20 protein-coding genes and 1 pseudogene are annotated in these 21,469 nt (G+C 71.9%); 15 read left to right on the top strand and 6 right to left on the bottom strand.

From position 1 onward, the window contains the following. The first annotated feature begins 101 nt into the window (after positions 1-101). The 4 genes from AB0O00_RS08030 (at position 102) to AB0O00_RS08015 (ending at position 2,698) form a co-directional block, all read left to right on the top strand. On the top strand, positions 102-533 hold the full coding sequence (locus tag AB0O00_RS08030) for a roadblock/LC7 domain-containing protein (protein WP_363649302.1): 432 nt from the start codon (positions 102-104) through the stop codon (positions 531-533). Then, entirely contained in the window at positions 530-883 is a 354-nt protein-coding gene (locus AB0O00_RS08025) for a DUF742 domain-containing protein (protein WP_359960768.1), read from the top strand. The genes AB0O00_RS08030 and AB0O00_RS08025 overlap by 4 nt, the downstream gene beginning before the upstream one ends. 70 nt (positions 884-953) lie before the next feature. Further along, complete coding sequence (locus AB0O00_RS08020; protein WP_363649309.1) at positions 954-1,511, top strand: ATP/GTP-binding protein; 558 nt, start codon at positions 954-956, stop codon at positions 1,509-1,511. After that, the gene (locus AB0O00_RS08015; RefSeq protein ID WP_363649300.1) at positions 1,508-2,698 is read left to right on the top strand and encodes a cytochrome P450; all 1,191 of its coding nucleotides are present in this window, start codon (positions 1,508-1,510) and stop codon (positions 2,696-2,698) included. The genes AB0O00_RS08020 and AB0O00_RS08015 overlap by 4 nt, the downstream gene beginning before the upstream one ends. 66 nt (positions 2,699-2,764) lie before the next feature. Here AB0O00_RS08015 and msrB read toward each other — a convergent pair whose 3' ends face one another. The 4 genes from msrB to AB0O00_RS07995 form a co-directional block, all read right to left on the bottom strand. After that, positions 2,765-3,172 carry a peptide-methionine (R)-S-oxide reductase MsrB gene (msrB, locus tag AB0O00_RS08010; protein ID WP_363649298.1) on the bottom strand — a complete coding sequence of 136 codons (408 nt, stop codon included), beginning with the start codon at positions 3,170-3,172 and terminating at the stop codon, positions 2,765-2,767. 21 nt (positions 3,173-3,193) lie between these two features. Continuing rightward, positions 3,194-4,597, bottom strand: coding sequence for a UDP-N-acetylmuramate--L-alanine ligase (gene murC / locus AB0O00_RS08005; RefSeq protein WP_363649296.1), 1,404 nt, complete (start codon positions 4,595-4,597; stop codon positions 3,194-3,196). Positions 4,598-4,724: 127 nt separating this feature from the next. Beyond that, the gene (locus AB0O00_RS08000; protein WP_363649294.1) at positions 4,725-5,186 is read right to left on the bottom strand and encodes an indole-3-glycerol phosphate synthase; all 462 of its coding nucleotides are present in this window, start codon (positions 5,184-5,186) and stop codon (positions 4,725-4,727) included. A gap of 135 nt (positions 5,187-5,321) precedes the next feature. Next, entirely contained in the window at positions 5,322-6,107 is a 786-nt protein-coding gene (locus tag AB0O00_RS07995) for a pyrimidine reductase family protein (protein ID WP_363649292.1), read from the bottom strand. A 112-nt stretch (positions 6,108-6,219) separates the two neighbouring features. Between AB0O00_RS07995 and zapE the strand changes: the two genes are divergently transcribed. The 4 genes from zapE to AB0O00_RS07975 all read left to right on the top strand — a co-directional run bounded on the left by zapE (position 6,220) and on the right by AB0O00_RS07975 (position 11,418). Beyond that, positions 6,220-7,263: a cell division protein ZapE gene (zapE, locus tag AB0O00_RS07990; protein ID WP_363649307.1), complete on the top strand. Its 1,044-nt coding sequence runs from the start codon at positions 6,220-6,222 to the stop codon at positions 7,261-7,263. 36 nt (positions 7,264-7,299) lie between these two features. Next, positions 7,300-9,393: an excinuclease ABC subunit UvrB gene (uvrB, locus tag AB0O00_RS07985; RefSeq protein ID WP_363649290.1), complete on the top strand. Its 2,094-nt coding sequence runs from the start codon at positions 7,300-7,302 to the stop codon at positions 9,391-9,393. A 256-nt stretch (positions 9,394-9,649) separates the two neighbouring features. After that, on the top strand, positions 9,650-10,228 hold the full coding sequence (locus AB0O00_RS07980) for a TerD family protein (RefSeq protein ID WP_363649288.1): 579 nt from the start codon (positions 9,650-9,652) through the stop codon (positions 10,226-10,228). Between the two features lie 215 nt (positions 10,229-10,443). Continuing rightward, the gene (locus tag AB0O00_RS07975; protein ID WP_363649286.1) at positions 10,444-11,418 is read left to right on the top strand and encodes a TerC family protein; all 975 of its coding nucleotides are present in this window, start codon (positions 10,444-10,446) and stop codon (positions 11,416-11,418) included. A gap of 62 nt (positions 11,419-11,480) precedes the next feature. Here AB0O00_RS07975 and AB0O00_RS07970 read toward each other — a convergent pair whose 3' ends face one another. Beyond that, entirely contained in the window at positions 11,481-12,134 is a 654-nt protein-coding gene (locus tag AB0O00_RS07970; RefSeq protein WP_363649284.1) for an MBL fold metallo-hydrolase, read from the bottom strand. 54 nt (positions 12,135-12,188) lie between these two features. Then, entirely contained in the window at positions 12,189-12,932 is a 744-nt protein-coding gene (locus AB0O00_RS07965; RefSeq protein WP_363649282.1) for a maleylpyruvate isomerase family mycothiol-dependent enzyme, read from the bottom strand. Positions 12,933-13,199: 267 nt separating this feature from the next. Between AB0O00_RS07965 and uvrA the strand changes: the two genes are divergently transcribed. From uvrA to whiA, 7 genes and pseudogenes are all read left to right on the top strand, one after another. Further along, positions 13,200-16,112, top strand: coding sequence for an excinuclease ABC subunit UvrA (gene uvrA, locus AB0O00_RS07960; protein WP_363649280.1), 2,913 nt, complete (start codon positions 13,200-13,202; stop codon positions 16,110-16,112). 99 nt (positions 16,113-16,211) lie between these two features. Then, the gene (locus AB0O00_RS07955) at positions 16,212-16,655 is read left to right on the top strand and encodes a Rieske (2Fe-2S) protein (protein ID WP_363649278.1); all 444 of its coding nucleotides are present in this window, start codon (positions 16,212-16,214) and stop codon (positions 16,653-16,655) included. 66 nt (positions 16,656-16,721) lie between these two features. Next, entirely contained in the window at positions 16,722-18,791 is a 2,070-nt protein-coding gene (gene uvrC, locus AB0O00_RS07950; RefSeq protein WP_363649276.1) for an excinuclease ABC subunit UvrC, read from the top strand. Beyond that, positions 18,788-18,913, top strand: a complete 126-nt coding sequence (locus AB0O00_RS07945; RefSeq protein WP_359960805.1) for a hypothetical protein — start codon at positions 18,788-18,790, stop codon at positions 18,911-18,913. Before uvrC ends, AB0O00_RS07945 begins: the two co-directional genes overlap by 4 nt. A gap of 2 nt (positions 18,914-18,915) precedes the next feature. Then, on the top strand, positions 18,916-19,794 hold the full coding sequence (gene rapZ / locus AB0O00_RS07940) for an RNase adapter RapZ (RefSeq protein ID WP_363649305.1): 879 nt from the start codon (positions 18,916-18,918) through the stop codon (positions 19,792-19,794). Positions 19,795-19,984: 190 nt separating this feature from the next. Further along, positions 19,985-20,956 carry a uridine diphosphate-N-acetylglucosamine-binding protein YvcK gene (gene yvcK / locus AB0O00_RS07935; RefSeq protein WP_329928627.1) on the top strand — a complete coding sequence of 324 codons (972 nt, stop codon included), beginning with the start codon at positions 19,985-19,987 and terminating at the stop codon, positions 20,954-20,956. Beyond that, a pseudogene (gene whiA, locus AB0O00_RS07930) lies at positions 20,947-21,469 on the top strand (DNA-binding protein WhiA); the annotation flags it as partial. The gene yvcK and the pseudogene whiA, both read left to right, overlap by 10 nt.

Below are 21,469 nucleotides of genomic sequence, written 5' to 3'. Positions count from 1 at the left end.
CGTGCCGCCTCCGAGAGCGCCCCCCGGCCCACGGGCGAAGCCCCGTCCACGGGCGCACCCCAGTCCACGGGCGAAGGCCCGACCCCCGAAGGAGCCGAGCAGTGAGCAGCACGCCCAGCCCGACCGCCACCGACGAGATCTCGTGGGTGCTCACTCCGCTGCTGGAGCTCCCCGGGGTGCTGCACGCGGTCATCGCCACCGGGGACGGCCTCGTCGAAGGCGCCTCGAACGGCCTCGGCCGCGCCTCCGCCGAGCGGGTCGCCGCGATGACCGCCACCGTCCACGCCGCCGCCCGCGCCTTCACCAGCGCCTTCACCGACACCGCCCAGCCCCGGCTGGCCCAGACCGTCGTCGAGTCCGACCTCGGCTACGCCGTCGTCGTCCCGGCCGGGGAGAACACCTCGCTCGCCGTGTTCACCTCGCCCGAGGCCCAGCTCGGCAACGTGGCGTACCAGATGCAGGTGCAGGTCGCCGCCCTGGGCCGCGCGCTCGCGAGCCCGCCCCGGCAGTCCGACGGCACACCGCGGTCATGACCGGCGTCCCCCGCAGGCGGATGGTGCCCGCCTACCTCGCCACCGGCGGCCGCACCCGCCCCGGCAGCGCCGGCTTCGAGCGGCTGACCGTACTGTACGCGGCCCGCGCCGAACCGCCACACGGGCTGGAACACGAACACGAACGGCTCTGGGAGCTGCTGCGCCCCGGCGCGCTGACCGTGGTGGAGGCCGCCGCGCACCTGCGCCTGCCGGTCAGCGCCACCGTCTTCCTCGCCGCCGATCTGGTCGAGGCGGGCTGCCTGAACGCCCGCGCGCCGATCCCGCGCGCCCAGCAGACCGACCGCTCCATCGTCGAGAGGCTCCTCGTTGGACTCCGCACGCTCCGGTAGCCCGGCCCCCGGCGGCCCGGACGACCGGCCCAGCCGGGTGGGCTACCTGCCCGACCCGGACCAGACGCTGATGAAGCTCGTCGTCGCCGGCCCGTTCGGGGTCGGCAAGACGACGCTCATCCGCACCCTCTCGGAGATCGCCACCCTGCACACCGAGGAGGCGATGACCGAGACCGGCCGCCCGGTCGACGACCTCGCCGACCTGCCGGAGAAGACCACCACCACGGTCGCCGTCGACTTCGGCCGGCTCACCCTGCCCGGCAACGTCGTGCTCTACATGTTCGGCACCCCGGGCCAGCGCCGCTTCTTCCCGCTCTGGCAGGACATCGCCCGCGGCGCCCTCGGCGCCCTGGTGCTCGCCGACACCCGCCGGCTCGCCGACTCCTTCGAGATCATGGACATGGTCGAGGAGCAGGGACTGCCCTACGCCGTCGCCGTCAACGGCTTCCCGGACGCGCCCGTCCACCCGGTCGAGGTCCTGCGCTCCCATCTCGACCTGCACCCCGACACCCCGCTCGTGCTCTGCGACGCCCGCGAGCGCGGCGCCAGCCTCGACGCGCTGATCGCGCTCGCCGAGCACGTCCTGCACGGCCTGCCGGCCGGCCCGGACCCCCAGGAGGGACCGTGAGCACCGAGACCCGCCCGATGCCGATCTACGGGCCGGTGTTCGCCGCCGACCCGCACCTGGTCTACGACCGGCTGCGCCGCTACGGCGCCGTCGCCCCGGTCGAGGTCGCGCCCGGCGTCGAGGGGCTGCTCGTCACCGACTACCAGGCCGCGCTGGACCTCCTGCGCGACACCGACACCTTCTCCAAGGACTCCCGGGCCTGGCAGCGCACCGTCCCGCCGGACTCCCCGCTCCTGGTCGTGCTCGGCTACCGCCCCACCGCCCTGTTCAGCGACGGCGAGGTCCACGACCGCTACCGCGCGGTCATCACCGACGGCCTCAAGCTGCTCGAACCGCACGTGCTCCAGCGCCGCGTCGGCGAGGTCGCCCACCGGCTGATCGACCGCTTCGAGGCCGCCGGCACCGCCGACCTCATCGCCGAGTACGCCCGCCAGCTGCCGGTCTTCGTCTTCAACACCTGGTTCGGCGTGCCCGAGGAGCACAGCGACCGCCTGGTGGCCGGCATCTCCAAGATGATCGAGTCCACCGAGAAGGCCGTCGCCGCCTACGGGGACCTCCTCGCCGTGGTCACCGAGATGGTCGCCGACCGGCGCCGGCGCCCCCGGCACGACCTCACCTCCTGGTTCGTCACCCACCCGGCCGGACTGGACAACGACGAGGTGATCCGGCAGATCACCCTGACCATGATCGCCGGGCACGAGCCGACCACCAACCTGATCGGCAACGCCCTGCTGCGCCTGCTCACCGACGAGCGCTACGCGGGATCGCTGTTCGGCGGCGCGATGACCGCCTACCAGGCGATCGACGAGGTGCTCTGGCACGAACCGCCGCTGGCCAACCTCTCGGCCCACTACCCGCGCTACGACATCACCTTCCACGGCCGCGAGATCAAGGCCGGCACGCTGATGCTCGTCTCCTACGCGGCGGCCAACAACCAGGCGGCGCCGCCGACCGACGGCCCCGAGCTGCGCAGCGGCGAGAGCGCCCACCTGGCCTGGGCGGCCGGCCCGCACGCCTGCCCGGCCCGGGACCCGGCCCTGCTGATCGCGATCTCCGCGATCGAGCAGCTGACCAGCCGCCTGAGCGACCTCGAACTCGCCCTGCCCACCACGGAGTTGCTCTGGCGCCCGGGCCCGTTCCACCGCGCCCTGGTGCACCTGCCGGTCCGCTTCGCCCCGGTCGTCTGAGCCCGAGCAGGCGAAAGGCCTGGGCATCCGCGGATGCCCAGGCCTTTCGCCGCTGTCGGTCCGGTGTCAGTCCTGCGCCGGCTTCAGCGTCAGCGAGATGCTGTTGATGCAGAAGCGCTGGTCGGTCGGCGTTCCGTAGCCCTCGCCCTCGAAGACGTGCCCGAGGTGCCCGCCGCAGCGCGCGCACCGCACCTCGACCCGGCGCATGCCGAGCGTGTTGTCCTCGATGTACTGGACCCGGTCCCCGGCCAGCGGCGCGTAGTACGACGGCCAGCCGCAGTGGCTGTCGAACTTGGTCTCCGAGCTGAACAGCTCGGCGCCGCAGGCCCGGCAGCCGTAGACGCCGACGGTCTTGGTGTCGGTGTACTCGCCGGTGAACGGGCGCTCGGTGCCCGCCTCGCGGAGCACGTGGTACTCCTCGGGGCTGAGCTGCTCGCGCCACTCGGCCTCGGTCTTCTCGATCTCGTAGCTCATCACGGCTCCCGTCGGCGTGCGTCAGACGTTGGAGGCAACGTTCGCGAGGTGCTTGAGAATTTCTGGGCCCAGGTTCGTGACGTCCCCGGCGCCCATCGTGAGCAGCAGGTCGCCCGGGCGGGCGAGGCCGGCCAGCACGGCGGGGGCGGCGGCGAAGTCGTGCTCGGGGGTGACGTCGGCGCCGGCCCGGCGGGCGGCGTCGATGATCAGCTCGCTGGTCACGCCCGGGATCGGGTCCTCGCGGGCCGGGTAGATGTCCAGCACGACCGAGGCGTCGGCCAGCGCGAGCGCCTGCCCCATCTCCTCGGCGAGCTGCTGGGTGCGGCTGAACAGGTGCGGCTGGAAGACCACCAGGACGCGGCCCTCGGCCGCCTCGCGGATCGCCTCCAGGTCGGCGGCCATCTCGGTCGGGTGGTGGGCGTAGGAGTCGATCACCTGCACGCCGCCCGCCTCGCCCTTGAGCTGGAGCCGGCGGCGCACCCCGGGGTAGGCGCCGAGCGCCTTGGCGAGGTCGGCGGCCGGCACGCCCAGCGCGACGCCGGCGGCCAGCGCGGCGACCGCGTTGTGCGCGTAGTGGCGGCCGGGCACCGAGACGGTGAAGGCCAGCTCGGCGCCGTCCAGCAGGACGGTGACCTCGCTGGTCATGCCACGGGCGACCACCGACAGCACGCGCAGGTCGGCGTCCTCGGCGGCGCCGACGGTGACGACGTTCAGGCCCTCGCGCGCGGCCACCCGGGCGGTGAGCTCGCGGGCGCCGTCGTGGTCGGCCGAGACGACCAGGGTGCCGCCCGGGGTGATCCGGCCGACGAAGGTCTCGAACGACTCGTAGATCTCGTCGATCGACGCGTAGTTGGCGTGGTGGTCGAGCTCCACGTTCAGCACGATCGCCACCTCGGGCGCGTACTTGTGGAAGCTGCGGTCGCTCTCGTCGGCCTCGGCGACGAAGATCTCGCCGGTGCCGTGGTGGGCGTTGGAGCCCGGTGCGTCGAGGTCGCCGCCGATCGCGTAGGACGGGTCCAGGCCGAGCTCGCCGAGGGCGACGGCGAGCATGCTCGTGGTGGTGGTCTTGCCGTGGGTGCCGGCGACGGCGAGCGCGCGGCGCCCGCCCATCAGCGCGGCCAGCGCGTCGGAGCGGTGCACCACGGGGATGCCGCGCTCGTGGGCCGCGGCCAGCTCCGGGTTGTCGGCGCGGATCGCGCTGGAGACGACCACGCTGCTGGTGCCGTCCGGCACGTGCTCGGCGGCGTGGCCGACGTGCACGGTCGCGCCGAGGGCGCGCAGCGCGAGGACGGTGTCGGACTCCTTGGAGTCGCTGCCGGAGACGCTGGCTCCGCGCACCGCGAGGATCTTCGCCAGGCCGGACATCCCGGCGCCGCCGATGCCGATGAAGTGCGGGGCGTGCAGGTCGTGCGCGGCGTCGTTCAAGGCGGGGCTCCGTTGGGGCGGGGGAGTGTGGGCGGGCGGGTGCCGCCCTCGGGGCGACGTGCGAATCGTCCTCGCAGACGGACCGCAAGGACGATTCTGCACCAAGCTGGGGATCGGGTCGGTCGGCTCAGGAGTCGCTGGCGAACAGCCGCAGCACCGGGACGCCGACCTTGTGCCGGGCCTGCGAGGCCCAGTCCCGGTGGAAGAACTCCTCGACGAAGTGCGGTGAGGTGAGCACCACGACCTCGTCCGCTTCCTGGTCGCGCACCACGGCCTTGAGCCGCTCCAGGGGCTTGTCCTCGACCAGCTCGCCGACCGCCTCGGCGCCGGCCCGGCGCAGGTGGCGCAGGCTGTGTTCGAGCGACTCGGAGGCCACCGTCGGCCCGCTCTCGGACTCGTCGTGCTCGTGCACCACCTTGTCGAGGTGGCCGAGGGCGACGTCGTCCAGCGCCCGCAGCAGCTCGTCCTGCCTGCCGCGCGGCTGCATCAGGACGACGAAGGAGACCTTCTCGTCGCTGTGGAGCGTGGTGACGAGCTCCACGTCCGCGTCGGAGAGCGCCTTTTCGATCATCAGTACCGTCTTGAACACGTGAGTCCCTTCCAGTGGCCGGCCCCCGGGCCCCGGCGTCGCATCCCATAGTGCCCGGCGGAAGCTTTCGGCTCGCTGCACACCCGGCACGCGGGCCGCGCGGACGAAAGGCCCCCAAGGGGAACGGGATCGCGATCAGGGGGTCACGGGGTCATCCGTACGCAGGTGACGCAGGTAGCGGGTGAAGAGGAATCCTTTCTGCTCGATCAATGAGACCAGCCGCATCCGCCGCGCGTCAGGCATTCCCGCATCGTGGATGATGCGCGGCGCGTCGCCGCCCGTGATCAACGGGGCGAGCGACAGGCACAGCTCGTCCAGCAGGTCCGCCGCCGCCAGCTGTCCCAGCAGCCGCGGGCCGCCCTCGGTCAGCAGGCGCGTCCAGCCCCGCTCCACCAGGGCGGACACGCCTGCCCGCAGGTCCACCGAGCCCTCCCCGGCCAGGATCAGGTCGGCCACCTCGGCCACCGCCCGGCGGCGCTCGGCCGGGGCGTCCGCGGTGGTGATCACCACCGTCCTGACCAGCGGCTCGGTGAACAGCGGCGCGTCCAGGTCCAGCGTCAGCGACCGGCTCACGATCGCGATCGCCGGGGCCGGGGCCTGCCCGGCCGCCGCCCGCGCCGCCGCGAACTCGGCCCGGGCCCGGGCGGGGCGGTAACCCTCGGCACGGACCGTCTCGGCCCCCACCAGCACGACGTCCGACAGCGCGCGCAGCACCCCGAAGATCCGCTTGTCGGCGTCCCCGGAGAGGCCCTCGGACAGGCCGTCGAGCTTCGCACCGCCGTCCAGGCCGGCCACCATGTTGGCGCGCAGCCACGGCCGGCCCCGATTCACCTGGTCGGGGTACGCGTAGAGGGCGGCGAGCGACTCCAGCGAGCTCGGGTCGGCGACCGGCTCGGTCAGCGGGCTGATCAACAGGTGCATACCGCCAGTCTTCCACCGGGCGCCCCCGGCACGGGGTCGGAGGGGCCCGGGAGCAGGCGTACCCTCTACTAACGTGCCCGCAGCTCCCCGCCCCGCCACCGCGACCGAGTCCATAGCCGCCGCGAGCGCGCCCGGCTCCCCGATCGCGCTGACCGACCGCCGCCCCGTCGTGCCCGCCGAGCGCCTGGTCGCCGAGATGGTCCCCCCGCCCCGGTTCGCCGAGGTGAGCTTCGGGACGTACATCCCGGACCAGACCCAGCCGAGCCAGTACGAGGCCGTCCAGGTCCTGGAGCAGTTCGCCGGCACGCTCGGCGGGGGAAACGGTTCCGCGCCCAAGCGCAGCTGGTTCCGCCGCAGCGCCCCCGTGCCCACCGGCCCGGCCGGCGTCTACCTCGACGGCGGCTACGGCGTCGGCAAGACCCACCTGCTCGCCTCGCTGTGGCACTCCGCCCCGGGCCCCAAGGCCTTCGGCACCTTCGTCGAGCTGACCAACCTGGTCGGCGCGCTCGGCTTCCAGCAGGCCGTGCAGACGCTCTCCGGGCACACGCTGCTGTGCATCGACGAGTTCGAGCTCGACGACCCGGGCGACACCGTCCTGGTCTCCACCCTGCTCGGCCGCCTGGTCGACAACGGCGTCAAGCTGTGCGCCACCTCGAACACGCTGCCGGAGAAGCTCGGCGAGGGCCGCTTCGCCGCCGCCGACTTCCTGCGCGAGATCCAGGGCCTGTCAGCGCACTTCCGCCCGATGCGGATCGACGGCCAGGACTACCGCCACCGCGGCCTGCCGGACGCCCCGCCGCCGTACCCGGACGAGACCGTCGCCGCCGTCGCCGCCCGCACCTCCGGCGCGTCCCTGGACGACTTCGACGCCCTCCTCACCCACCTCTCCGCCGTCCACCCCAGCCGCTACGGCGCCCTGCTGGACGACGTCACCGCGGTCTGCCTGCGCGGCGTGCGCCAGGTCGACGACCAGTCCACCGCCCTGCGCCTGGTCGTCCTCGCCGACCGCATGTACGACCGCGAGCTGCCGATCACGGCCTCCGGCCTGCCCTTCGACCAGGTCTTCCCCGAGGACATGCTGCGCGGCGGCTACCGCAAGAAGTACCTGCGCGCCATCTCCCGCCTGGTAGCCCTCGCCCGCGACAGCGCGAAGTAGTCCACGCCTGTCAGTCGTGGGTCGTACGGTGGACCCGTGCGACCCATCACGAGTATTGAGCGGTCAGTGGCGCCCTTCGAGGTCGTCAGTCCCTTCCAGCCCAACGGGGACCAGCCGGCGGCGATCGCCGAGCTGGAGCGGCGGATCACGGGCGGGGAGAAGGACGTCGTCCTGCTGGGTGCCACCGGCACCGGCAAGTCGGCCACCACGGCCTGGATGATCGAGAAGCTGCAGCGGCCCACCCTGGTGATGGCGCCGAACAAGACGCTGGCCGCGCAGCTGGCGAACGAGTTCCGCGAGCTGCTGCCGAACAACGCGGTCGAGTACTTCGTCTCGTACTACGACTACTACCAGCCCGAGGCGTACGTCCCGCAGACGGACACCTACATCGAGAAGGACTCCTCGATCAACGAGGAGGTCGAGCGGCTGCGCCACTCCGCGACGAACTCGCTGCTCACCCGCCGGGACGTGATCGTGGTCGCGTCCGTCTCCTGCATCTACGGCCTCGGCACGCCGCAGGAGTACGTCGACCGGATGGTGCCGCTCAAGGTCGGCCAGGAGATCGACCGGGACGTGCTGCTGCGCCGCTTCGTCGACATCCAGTACGCGCGCAACGACGTCGCCTTCACCCGCGGCACCTTCCGGGTGCGCGGCGACACCATCGAGATTTTCCCGGTCTACGAGGAGCTCGCCGTCCGGATCGAGATGTTCGGCGACGAGATCGAGGCGCTGTACACGCTGCACCCGCTCACCGGCGAGATCATCAGCCAGGACGACTCGGTCTACGTCTTCCCCGCCTCGCACTACGTCGCCGGCCCCGAGCGCATGGAGCGGGCGATCACCGGCATCGAGCAGGAGCTGGAGCAGACGCTCGCCCGGCTGGAGAAGCAGGGCAAGCTGTTGGAGGCCCAGCGGCTGCGGATGCGCACCACCTACGACATCGAGATGCTGCGCCAGATCGGCACCTGCTCGGGCGTCGAGAACTACTCGATGCACTTCGACGGCCGCGAGCCCGGCTCCCCGCCGAACACGCTGCTGGACTACTTCCCCGAGGACTTCCTCCTCGTCATCGACGAGTCGCACGTCACCGTCCCGCAGATCGGCGCGATGTACGAGGGCGACGCCTCGCGCAAGCGCACGCTCGTCGAACACGGCTTCCGCCTGCCGTCCGCGATGGACAACCGCCCGCTGAAGTGGGAGGAGTTCCTCGGCCGGATCGGCCAGACGGTGTACCTGTCGGCCACCCCGGGCCCGTACGAGCTGTCCCGGGGCGACGGCCAGGTCGAGCAGATCATCCGCCCGACCGGCCTGATCGACCCCGAGGTGATCGTCAAGCCGACCGAGGGCCAGATCGACGACCTGGTGCACGAGGTCCGCAAGCGGGTCGAGCGCGACGAGCGCGTCCTGGTCACCACGCTGACCAAGAAGATGGCCGAGGACCTCACCGACTACATGCTCGGCCTGGACATCCGGGTCCGGTACCTGCACAGCGACGTGGACACCCTGCGCCGCGTCGAGCTGCTGCGCGAGCTGCGGGCCGGGCGGTACGACGTGCTGGTCGGCATCAACCTGCTCCGCGAGGGCCTGGACCTGCCCGAGGTGTCCCTGGTGGCGATCCTGGACGCGGACAAGGAGGGCTTCCTGCGCTCGGGCACCTCGCTGATCCAGACGATCGGCCGCGCCGCCCGCAACGTCTCGGGCCAGGTGCACATGTACGCGGACAAGATCACGCCCGCGATGGAGAAGGCGATCGACGAGACGAACCGCCGCCGGGCCGTCCAGCAGGCCTACAACAAGAAGCACGGGATCGACCCGCAGCCGCTGCGGAAGAAGATCGGCGACATCCTCGACACCCTCGCCCGCGAGGACGTCGACACCGACGAGCTCCTGTCGACCGGGTACCGCGGCGCCGCGGGCAAGGGCAAGGCCCCGGTGCCGATGCTGGGCGCCGAACGCAAGCCCGCCAAGTCGATGCCGGCCGCCGAGCTCGCGGAGCTGATCCAGGAGATGACCGACCGGATGCACGCCGCCGCCGCCGACCTCCAGTTCGAGGTCGCGGCCCGGCTGCGCGACGAGGTCAAGGAGCTCAAGAAGGAGCTGCGGCAGATGCGGGAGGCGGGGATCGCCTGACGCCGCGCCCCCCGTTCCGTCGCCCTTGGCCGGTTTGACACCGGTCAAGGGCGACGGTGTCTCAGCCTTGCCACAAACCGGCGAACGCTTGGGGTTCGCGGGGGTCGCAGGCCCTAGGCTGGCCTGCGGCATCGCGCTCCCGGGACGGGGTGGCGGCCGGAAGACGAGGGGGCCTCAGCCGGGGGACGGCGACGGGGTGTTCCAGCAGGGAGCCGTGCGCGGACCGACCGCGCGGCCGGGCAGAGAGGACAGCGTCGTGTCGGTGAACCTTGCCAAGGGCCAGAGGGTCAGCCTCCAGAAGGGCTCGGGCGGCGTGCTGACCGTGGTCCGGATGGGCCTCGGCTGGCAGGCCGCGCCCAAGCGGGGTCTGTTCGGCAGCCGCACCCGGAAGATCGACCTGGACGCCTCGGCCCTGCTGTACGCCGAACGGACGCCCTCCGACGTCGTGTTCTTCCAGCACCTGGAGTCCACCGACGGCTCCGTCCGGCACACCGGGGACAACCTGGAGGGCGGCTCGGGCGCGGACGACGACGAGGCGATCCTGGTCGACCTGCTGCGGGTGCCGGCGCACATCACCCAGGTCGTGTTCACCGTGAGCTCCTACACCGGCCAGACCTTCGCCGAGGTGCGCAACGCGCACTGCCGCCTGGTGGACGAGACGACCGGGATCGAGCTGGCCCGCTACGAGCTCGACGGGGGCGGGCCGCACACCGGCCAGATCATGGCGAAGGTCTTCCGTGACGGCTCCGGCGGCTGGGCGATGCAGGCGATCGGCGCCCCGGCCCGCGGGCGGACCTTCCAGGACCTGCTCCCGGCGATCGAGCCGTTCCTCTGACCGTTCCCCCAACCGTTCTTTACCTTCTTTACCTCTCCTTGCCGCTCCTGTTACTCTCGATGGCAGCGGAGGGGAGTATTCCCCCGCAGTCGTCCCCGTCATCACGGGCGCCCGTCGCGGCGCGCCCCGGGGCGCTGGTCCCCGGCCGAGTCCCGTGGGCGGAAGAGACCTCCGGCAGTGACGACCTGTCTCGCCTAGCTGCCGGAGGAGCAGTAGTGGACGTTTCCGTAGCCATGTGGGTCACCACAATCGGTGTGCTGATCGCACTGATCGTGGCGGACTTCTTCATCGGAGGGCGCAAGCCGCACGAGGTCTCGATCAAGGAGGCCGGGGTCTGGACCGCGGTCTGGATCGCGCTGGCGGCGCTGTTCGGCGGCTTCCTCTGGTGGCACTCCGGCGCGCAGCCGGCCGGTGAGTTCTTCGCCGGCTACATCACCGAGAAGTCGCTCAGCGTCGACAACCTCTTCGTGTTCATCTTGATCATGGGCAAGTTCGCGGTGCCCAGGATCTACCAGCAGCGCGTGCTGATGTTCGGCGTGATCATCGCGCTGGTGCTGCGGGCGGTGTTCATCGCCGGCGGCGCGGCCCTGGTGACGCAGTTCTCCTGGGTGTTCTTCATCTTCGGCGGCTTCCTGATCTGGACCGCCTGGAAGCTGGTCAAGGAGGCCCGGGCCGGGGAGGAAGAGGAGGAGTTCGAGGAGAACCGCCTGCTCAAGTCGATCGAGCAGCGCTTCCCGTCGACCGACAAGTACCACGGCACCAAGCTCTTCGTCCGGGAGAACGGCCGTCGGCTGATGACCCCGATGCTGATCGTCATGCTGGCGATCGGCACCACGGACGTGCTGTTCGCGCTGGACTCGATTCCGGCCATCTTCGGCCTGACCCAGGACCCGTACATCGTCTTCACCGCCAACGCCTTCGCGCTGATGGGCCTGCGCCAGCTGTACTTCCTGATCGGCGGTCTGCTGAAGAAGCTGGTCCACCTGTCGTACGGCCTGTCGGTGATCCTCGGCTTCATCGGCGTGAAACTGGTGCTGCACGCCGCCCACGAAGCGGGCGCCGACGTCCCGGAGATCGGCATCCCGTTCTCGCTGGGCTTCATCGTGGTCGTGCTGGCCGTCACCACGGTGACCAGCCTGATGGCCTCGAAGAAGCAGGAGCAGGCCGAGCGCGAGAAGCTGAACGCCTGACCGTCCGCACGCCGATGCCCCCGCGACCCGGCCGGTCGCGGGGGCATCGGCCGTACGCGGGGCTACCAGCCGCGCTCGCGCCACTCGGCGAGGTGCGGGCGCTCGGCGCCGAGGGTGGTGTCGTTGCCGTGGCCGGGGTAGACCCAGGCCTCGTCGGGGAGGACGTCGAAGATCTTCTCGTTGACGTCCCGGAAGAGGGTCCGGAAGGCCTCCGGGTCCCCCCAGGTGTTGCCGACGCCGCCGGGGAAGAGGCAGTCGCCGGTGAACACGTGCGGGTGGCCCTGCGGGTCGTCGTAGATCAGCACGATCGCGCCGGGGGTGTGCCCGACCAGGTGCCGGACGGTGAGCTCGACCTCGCCGACCCGCAGCCTGTCGCCGTCGGCGAGCAGCAGCTCGGTGGGCACGTCGATGCCCTCGGCGTCGTGCTCCCCGGCGGCGGTGCGGGCGCCGGTGGTGGCGACCACCTCGGTCAGCGCGGCCCAGTGGTCGTGGTGCCGGTGGGTGGTGACCACCGTTTCGAGGTCGTCGCCGACGGTCTCCAGCAGCACCGGGGCGTCGGCGGCGGCGTCGATCAGCAGTTGCTCGTCGGTGGCCCGGCAGCGCAACAGGTAGGCGTTGTTGTCGTACGGGCCCACGGCCACCTTGGTGATGATCAGGTGGGCCAGCTCGCGCACGTCCGGCGGCCCGCCGACCTTGACCGCTCCGTGGTACGTCATCCGTCCGCTCCTCCGGGTCCGGCTGCAACAGGGTTCAGGATCATCCTCGCGCCGTCAGCCCAGCGGGGGAAGCTGGGGGAGCGCGGTGTCGGGGGTGCGGCGCAGGTCCGCGCCGTCGGAGCGGCCGGAGAGCCAGGCGGTGAGCGCCCGGACGGGGCCCTCGACGGTCGGGCCGGACCCGGCGGAGGCGGCGCCGATCACCGCGCGGTCGTCGACGTCGTCGGCGATCAGCCGGACGGCGGGCAGGTCGTCGTCGCCCTGCAGGCGGGTGCTGAGCCGGCGGAACTCGGCGACGGCGAACTCCTCGGGCCACTGCGCGGGGGTGTAGCCGGCGTCCAGGTCGACGTGGTGGTACTCGACCTCCATCAGTCGCTTCCAGGGGATGTCGGAGGCCGGGAAGACATAGCCCGTGCGGTGGCGCACGGCGGCCGCCCAGGCCTCGGCGGGGAGCTTGGCGGCGGCCGCGGCGAACCGCTCGTGGGAGTCCCGCAGGTCGGCGAGCTGGGCCTCCACCGGCCGGGGCGCGCCGTCCTCGATCCCCTGGTCGCGGGCCTGCTCGCTGGCGTACTGCGGGATGTCCGTCCCGGTGCGGGCGCCGTCCAGCAGGTTGACCAGGGAGTCGGCGTTGCGGGCGAGGTGGGCCAGCACGTGGCCGCGGGTCCAGCCGGGCAGCGCGGAGGGTTCGGCGACGGCCTCGGGCTTCAGCTCGGAGACGGTGTGCAGCAGGTGCCGGGCGCTCTCCTCGACGAGGGCCAGGTAGTGGCCGGCGGAGGCGGCGGCGGACTGCGGGTCGGTCATCGAATCGACCTTCTGTGGGAGGCGGGGCGTTGCCCGGGCGGGGCTTCGCTCGTTGACCAGCTGACGCTATCTCCGTTTTCGGCCCCTGAGCAGGGGCTTTTTCGGTCCGGGTACGGACGGTCCGGGGGTCGCCCTCACTCGTTCGGGTGGTCCCGGGTGGACAAAGTCGAGATTCGAACGTCTGAGCTATAGGCTGGCTGCCGCATCCTGGAAGAAGCACCATCCTCACCGCAAGCCCTCTCGCCCCGGAGAAAGGCGCCAGAAGCAGTGGCCGACCGCCTCATCGTCCGCGGTGCTCGCGAGCACAACCTCAAGAACGTCTCGCTCGACCTGCCCCGCGACTCCCTCATCGTCTTCACGGGCCTCTCCGGCTCCGGCAAGTCCTCGCTCGCCTTCGACACGATCTTCGCCGAGGGCCAGCGCCGCTACGTCGAGTCGCTGTCCTCGTACGCCCGCCAGTTCCTCGGGCAGATGGACAAGCCCGACGTGGACTTCATCGAAGGCCTCTCCCCGGCCGTCTCGATCGACCAGAAGTCCACCAACCGCAACCCCCGTTCGACCGTCGGCACCATCACCGAGGTCTACGACTACCTGCGCCTGCTGTTCGCCCGGATCGGCAAGCCGCACTGCCCGCACTGCGGCCGCCCGATCGCCAAGCAGTCGCCGCAGGCCGTCGTCGACAAGGTGCTGGAGCTCGCCGAGGGCACCCGGTTCCAGGTGCTCAGCCCGGTGGTGCGCGAGCGCAAGGGCGAGTTCGTCGACCTGTTCGCCGACCTCCAGTCCAAGGGCTACTCGCGCGCCCGGGTGGACGGCGAGACGATCCAGCTCGCCGAGCCGCCGAAGCTCAAGAAGCAGGAGAAGCACACCGTCGAGGTGGTCATCGACCGCCTGACCGTCAAGGAGAGCGCCAAGCGGCGGCTCACCGACTCGGTGGAGACGGCCCTGCGGCTGGCCGGCGGCATGGTCGTGCTCGACTTCGTCGACCTCCCGGAGGACGATCCGGAGCGCGAGCGCATGTACTCCGAGCACCTCTACTGCCCGTACGACGACGTGTCGTTCGAGGAGCTGGAGCCGCGCTCGTTCTCGTTCAACTCGCCGTTCGGCGCCTGCCCGGACTGCTCGGGCCTGGGCAACCGGATGGAGGTCGACCCCGAGCTGGTCGTGCCGGACCCGGAGCGCTCGCTCGACGAGGGCGCCATCCACCCGTGGTCGGCCGGTCACGCCAAGGAGTACTTCCAGCGCCTGATCGACGCGCTCGCCCAGGAGCTGGGCTTCCGCACCGACATCCCGTGGGCCGGGCTGCCCGCCCGCGCCAAGAAGGCGCTGCTGTACGGCCACAAGCACCAGGTCGAGGTCCGCTACCGCAACCGCTTCGGCCGCGAGCGCTCGTACAGCACCGGCTTCGAGGGCGCCGTCCCGTTCATCCAGCGCCGGCACACCGAGGCGGAGAGCGACAGCAGCCGCGAGCGCTTCGAGGGCTACATGCGCGAGGTGCCCTGCCCGACCTGCCAGGGCACCCGGCTCAAGCCGGTCGTGCTCGCGGTCACCGTCCAGGACAGGTCGATCGCCGACGTCTCCTCGATGTCGATCAGCGACTGCGCCGAGTTCCTGGGCGCGATGAAGCTTAACGACCGGGACAAGCAGATCGCCGAGCGCGTCCTCAAGGAGGTCAACGAGCGGCTGCGCTTCCTGGTCGACGTCGGCCTGGACTACCTCTCGCTCGACCGCGCGGCCGGCACGCTGTCCGGCGGCGAGGCCCAGCGCATCCGGCTGGCCACCCAGATCGGCTCCGGCCTGGTCGGCGTGCTCTACGTGCTGGACGAGCCGTCCATCGGCCTGCACCAGCGGGACAACCACCGGCTGATCGAGACGCTGGTGCGGCTGCGCGACATCGGCAACACCCTGATCGTCGTCGAGCACGACGAGGACACCATCAAGACGGCGGACTGGGTGGTCGACATCGGCCCCGGCGCCGGCGAGCACGGCGGCAAGGTGGTGCACTCCGGCTCGCTGAAGGAGCTGCTCGGCAACAAGGAGTCGCTGACCGGCCAGTACCTGTCCGGCAAGCGCTCCATCCCGATCCCGGCGGCCCGCCGCGAGCGGGACAAGAAGCGCCAGCTGACCGTCCACGGCGCCCGCGAGCACAACCTCAAGGACGTCACGGTCGGCTTCCCGCTCGGCACCTTCACCGCGATCACCGGCGTGTCCGGCTCCGGCAAGTCGACGCTGGTCAACGACATCCTCTACACCCACCTCGCGCGGGAGCTGAACGGCGCCCGCAGCGTGCCGGGCCGGCACACCCGGATCACCGGCACCGACCTGGTGGACAAGGTGGTGCACGTCGACCAGTCGCCGATCGGGCGCACCCCGCGCTCCAACCCGGCCACCTACACCGGGGTGTTCGACCACGTCCGCCGGCTCTTCGCGGAGACGCAGGAGGCCAAGGTCCGCGGCTACCTGCCCGGCCGGTTCTCCTTCAACGTCAAGGGCGGGCGCTGCGAGAACTGCTCGGGCGACGGCACCATCAAGATCGAGATGAACTTCCTGCCGGACGTCTACGTGCCGTGCGAGGTCTGCCACGGCGCCCGGTACAACCGGGAGACGCTGGAGGTGCACTACAAGGGCAAGTCCATCGCCGAGGTGCTGGACATGCCGATCGAGGAGGCGCTGCACTTCTTCGAGGCCGTCCCGGCGATCGCCCGCCACCTCAGGACGCTCAACGACGTCGGCCTCGGCTACGTCCGGCTCGGCCAGTCCGCGCCGACGCTCTCCGGCGGCGAGGCGCAGCGTGTCAAGCTCGCCTCGGAGCTGCAGAAGCGCTCCACCGGGCGGACGGTCTACGTGCTCGACGAGCCCACCACCGGCCTGCACTTCGAGGACATCAGCAAGCTGATCAAGGTGCTCACCGGGCTGGTCGAGAAGGGCAACACGGTGATCGTCATCGAGCACAACCTCGATGTGATCAAGACCGCCGACTGGATCGTCGACATGGGCCCCGAGGGCGGCTCCGGCGGCGGCACGGTGGTCGCCGAGGGCACCCCGGAGCAGATCGCCGCGGTGCCGGAGAGCCACACCGGCAAGTTCCTCCGGGACATCCTCCCGGGCGACTTCGCGGACGCCCCGGTCGCCGCCCCGGCGAAGCGGGCGCCGCGCAAGCGGGCCGCCGCGACGAAGAAGTAGCGCACGGGCACACGGCCGCTCCCGCCCCGGGAGCGGCCGTGCGCGCCGCATAGACTTCCGTGGTCCCACGCCGCAGCCGAACCGCAGGAGCGCACCCCGATGTCCGAGGCCCCCGAGAGCAACCCCGCCACCTCCCGCCGCACCCTGCTGTGCGGCGCCGCGGCCGTCCTGGCGGCCGGCGGCACCGTGGCGCTCACCGGCTGCGGTTCCTCCGCCGGTTCCTCGGACAAGAGCAGCGCCCCCAAGGGCCCGGTGGACCTCGGCCCGGCCTCGGCGGTGCCGGAGGGCGGCGGCAAGGTCTTCCGCGAGCAGAAGATCGTCGTCACCCAGCCGACCGCCGGGCAGTACAAGGCGTTCAGCGCCAAGTGCACCCACGCCGGCTGCATCGTCGACCAGGTGAAGAACCAGCAGATCCAGTGCCCTTGCCACGGCAGCAAGTTCGCGATCGCCGACGGCGCGGTGGCGGACGGTCCGGCCCCCTCCCCGCTGCCCGCCTACACCGTCACGGTCGAGGGCGGGAACCTCAAGGTGACCCCGAGCTGAAGCAGTTGATCGCCTTCCTCTTGATCTTGCCCCCGAGGCGTCGGCCCGAGTGGGTACGGTGGACCCATGGCTGACCCGAGCACCTACCGCCCGGCCCCGGGCGCGATCCCGACCTCGCCGGGCGTCTACAGGTTCCGCGACGCCCACGGCCGGGTCATCTACGTCGGCAAGGCCAAGAGCCTGCGCCCGCGCCTGTCGTCCTACTTCCAGGACCTCGCCGGGCTGCACCCGCGCACCGCGACCATGGTCACCACCGCCGCCTCGGTCGAGTGGACGGTGGTGGCCACCGAGGTCGAGGCGCTGCAGCTGGAGTACTCCTGGATCAAGGAGTACGACCCGCGGTTCAACGTCAAGTACCGCGACGACAAGAGCTACCCCGAGCTCGCCGTCACCCTCAACGAGGAGTACCCGCGGGTCCAGGTGATGCGCGGCGCGCACAAGAAGGGCGTGCGCTACTTCGGCCCGTACGGGCACGCGTGGGCGATCCGCGAGACGGTCGACCTGCTGCTGCGCGTCTTCCCCGTCCGCACCTGCTCCAACGGCGTGTTCAAGCGCGCCCGGCAGGTCGGCCGGCCCTGCCTGCTCGGCTACATCGGCAAGTGCGCCGCACCCTGCGTCGGCAAGGTCACGCCGGACGAACACCGCGCGCTGGCCGAGGACTTCTGCGACTTCATGGCCGGGCGCACCGGCAACTACCTGCGCCGGCTGGAAGACGAGATGCAGGAGGCCGCCGCGGAGATGGAGTACGAGAAGGCGGCCCGCCTGCGGGACGACATCGGCGCCCTCAAGCGCGCGATGGAGAAGAACGCCATCGTGCTCGCCGACGCCACCGACGCCGACCTCCTGGCCCTCGCCGAGGACGAACTGGAGGCCGCCGTCCAGATCTTCCACGTGCGCGGCGGCCGGGTCCGCGGCCAGCGCGGCTGGGTCACCGACAAGGTCGAGGACGTCGACACCGCGGGCCTGGTCGAGCACGCCCTCCAGCAGCTGTACGGCGGCGCCACCGCCGACGAACGCAACGAGAGCGTCCCGCGCGAGGTGCTCGTCCCGGCCCTGCCCGACCCGGCCGGCCCGATCCGGGAGTGGCTGAGCGGCCTGCGCGGCAGCCAGGTCGACCTGCGCATCCCGCAGCGCGGCGACAAGAAGGACCTGATGGCCACCGTGCAGCGCAACGCCCAGCAGGCGCTCGCGCTGCACAAGACCAAGCGCGCCTCCGACCTCACCACCCGCAGCCGCGCCCTCCAGGAGATCGCCGACGCGCTGGAGCTGGACTCCGTCCCGCTGCGCATCGAGTGCTTCGACATCTCGCACCTCCAGGGCGAGGACGTGGTCGCGTCGATGGTCGTCTTCGAGGACGGCCTGGCGCGCAAGAGCGAGTACCGGCGCTTCCAGATCAAGGGCTTCGCGGGGCAGGACGACGTCCGCTCGATGCACGAGGTGATCAGCCGGCGCTTCCGCCGCTACCTCCAGGAGCGCGAGCAGACCGGCGAGTGGGCCGTCGTCGAGTCCGAGGACGACCAGTCCGCCGACGACCAGCCCGCGGACGGCCCGCGCACCGAGGACGGCCGCCCCAAGCGCTTCGCCTACCCGCCGCAACTGCTCGTCGTCGATGGCGGCCGGCCGCAGGTCGCCGCCGCCAAGCGTGCCCTCGACGAACTCGGCATCGACGACGTCGCCCTGTGCGGCCTCGCCAAGCGCCTGGAGGAGGTCTGGCTGCCCGGCGAGGACGACCCGGTCGTCCTCCCGCGCAGCAGCGAGGGCCTCTACCTGCTCCAGCGCGTCCGCGACGAGGCCCACCGCTTCGCGATCGGCTACCAGCGCAGCAAGCGTTCCAAGCGACTCACCGCCGGGGAACTGGACTCCGTCCCGGGCCTCGGCGAGACTCGCCGCCAGGCGCTGCTCAAGCACTTCGGCTCGCTGAAGAGGCTCCGGGCCGCCACCGTCGACGAACTCTGCGCCGTACCCGGCATCGGACGCCGCACGGCGGAGACTGTTGCGGCGGTGTTGTCGTCCCGTACACCCGCCGCACCCGCGGTCAACACCGCGACCGGCGAGATCATCGAGGACGGGGCCGACCAGGCCGCCGCGCCGGTGGCCGCAGCACCCACGACCGCACCATCCCAGGAGACGCCATGACGGCCGACGCCGCCCGTCAGCCGGCGCGCCCGGCCGCCGACCGCCCGGGCGGACCGGCGCCGTACGGCCGCGCCATGCGCGTGCTCCCCAGCAGAAAGACCGAGAGCGGGGAACCGAAGTGACCGTGTCAGACGTGGCCGAGAACGTCCCGGAGCTGGTGATCATCTCCGGCATGTCCGGAGCCGGCCGCTCCACCGCGGCCAAGTGCCTGGAGGACCTCGGCTGGTTCGTGGTGGACAACCTGCCGCCGGCCCTCATCCCGACCATGGTCGACCTCGGGGCCCGCTCCCAGGGCAACGTCGCCCGGATCGGCGTCGTCGTGGACGTCCGCGGCCGCCAGTTCTTCGACGACCTGCTCACCTCGCTCGACGAGCTGGAGAAGCGCGGGGTCCGCCTCCAGGTCGTCTTCCTCGACTCCTCGGACGACGCCCTGGTCCGCCGCTTCGAGAGCGTGCGCCGCCCGCACCCCCTCCAGGCCGACGGCCGGATCGTCGACGGCATCGCCCAGGAGCGCGACCTGCTGCGCGACCTGCGCGGCGAGGCCGACCTGGTGATCGACACCTCCAACCTCAACGTGCACCAGCTGCGCGCCAAGCTGGACGCCCAGTTCGCCGACCACGACGAGCCCGAGCTGCGGGCCACCGTGATGTCCTTCGGCTTCAAGTACGGCCTGCCGGTCGACGCCGACCTCGTGGTGGACTGCCGCTTCCTGCCCAACCCGCACTGGGTGCCCGAGCTTCGTGCCCGCACCGGCACCGACTCCGACGTCGCCGACTACGTGTTCCAGCAGCCCGGCGCGAACGAGTTCCTGAACGGCTACGCCGAGCTCCTTCGTATCGTCACCGAGGGCTACCGCAGGGAGGGGAAGCGTTACATGACGCTTGCCGTAGGCTGCACCGGTGGCAAGCACCGCAGCGTCGCGATGTCCGAGCGCCTGACCAAGCGTCTCATCGCCGACGGCGTGGAGACGGTGCTGGTCCACCGAGACATGGGACGGGAGTAACCGCCGCCTCCTTGCCGGACCGCCGGCCGGGCCGGCCGCGGACGACGAGGAACGCGAGGTGGGTGTGTCGGGATACGTGCCCGGATGGCAGCCGCACCACAAGAACGGCGAGCGGACCGGGGTCCCGCCGAGGACCCCGGTACCCAGCAAGCCGCGCAGCAGCCCCGCCCGGGCCAACCCGGCCCCCCGGATCACCGCCCTCGGCGGCGGCCAGGGCCTGTCCGCGTCGCTGTCGGCCCTGCGCCGGCTCACCAGCGACCTGACCGCCGTGGTCACCGTCGCCGACGACGGCGGCTCCAGCGGGCGGCTGCGCGCCGAGCTGGGCGTGCTGCCCCCGGGAGACCTACGCAAGGCCCTGGCGGCGCTGTGCGGGGACGACGACTGGGGCCGCACCTGGTCCGAGGTGATCCAGCAGCGCTTCACCGGCAGCGGCGACCTCGGCGGCCACGCCGTGGGCAACCTGCTGATCGTCGCGCTGTGGGAGAAGCTCGGCGACCCGGTCGCCGCACTGGACTGGGTCGGCCGGCTGCTGAACGTCCAGGGCCGGGTGCTGCCGATGTCGGCGGTGCCGCTGGACATCGAGGCCACCGTCCGCGGTCACGACCCGGAGCACCCGGGCGCGGTCACCGCCGTCCGCGGCCAGGCCAGCGTCGCCGTCACGCCGGGCACCGTGCAGTCGATCCGGCTGGTGCCGGAGGAGCCGCCGGCCGTCCCGGAGGCCGTCGCGGCCGTCCGCGAGGCGGACTGGGTGGTGCTCGGCCCCGGCTCCTGGTTCACCAGCGTCCTGCCGCACCTGCTGGTGCCCGACCTCGCCAAGGCCCTGGTCGAGACCCGCGCCCGCCGCCTGCTCACGCTGAACCTGGCCCCCCAGCCCGGCGAGACCGAGGGCTTCACCCCGCAGCGCCACCTGGAGGTCATCGCCGACCACGCCCCCGGGCTCGCCGTGGATGCGATCCTGGTGGACGAGCGGGCCGTCACCGGCGGCGCCTTCGGCCAGGCCGACCTGGACGGACTGGAGAAGGCCGCCGAGCGGATGGGCGCCGCCCTGGTCCTCGGCCGGGTGGCCCGCACCGACGGCACCCCGCGACACGACCCGGAGCTGTTGGCGGCAGCGTACGACCGGATTTTCCGGACACATGGAAGGATCGGGCCATGGCGATGACTCCAGCGGTGAAGGACGAGATCAGCCGGCTCCCGGTCACCCGGGCCTGCTGCCGCAAGGCGGAGGTGTCGGCGATCCTGCGGTTCGCAGGCGGGCTGCACATCGTGAGCGGCCGGATCGTGATCGAGGCGGAGCTCGACACGGGGGCGGCCGCGCGGCGCCTGCGCAAGGACCTGCTGGAGATCTTCGGACACTCCTCCGACCTCGTCGTGATGGCCCCCGGCGGGCTGCGCCGCGGCAGCCGCTTCGTCGTGCGCGTGGTCAAGGACGGCGAGCTGCTCGCGCGCCAGACCGGCCTCGTGGACGGCCGCGGGCGCCCGATCCGGGGCCTGCCCCCGGCGGTGGTCTCCGGGGCCACCTGCGACGCCGAGGCGGCCTGGCGCGGGGCCTTTCTGGCGCACGGCTCGCTCACCGAGCCCGGCCGCTCGTCCTCGCTGGAGATCACCTGCCCCGGCTCCGAGGCGGCCCTCGCCCTCGTCGGCGCCGCCCGCCGGCTCGGCATCCCCGCCAAGG

This window comes from Kitasatospora sp. NPDC093558, from assembly GCF_040683475.1.
GTDB lineage: Bacteria > Actinomycetota > Actinomycetes > Streptomycetales > Streptomycetaceae > Kitasatospora.
Note: the sequence above shows the minus strand (reverse complement) of the source record. Positions and strands in the feature narration are given on the sequence as shown.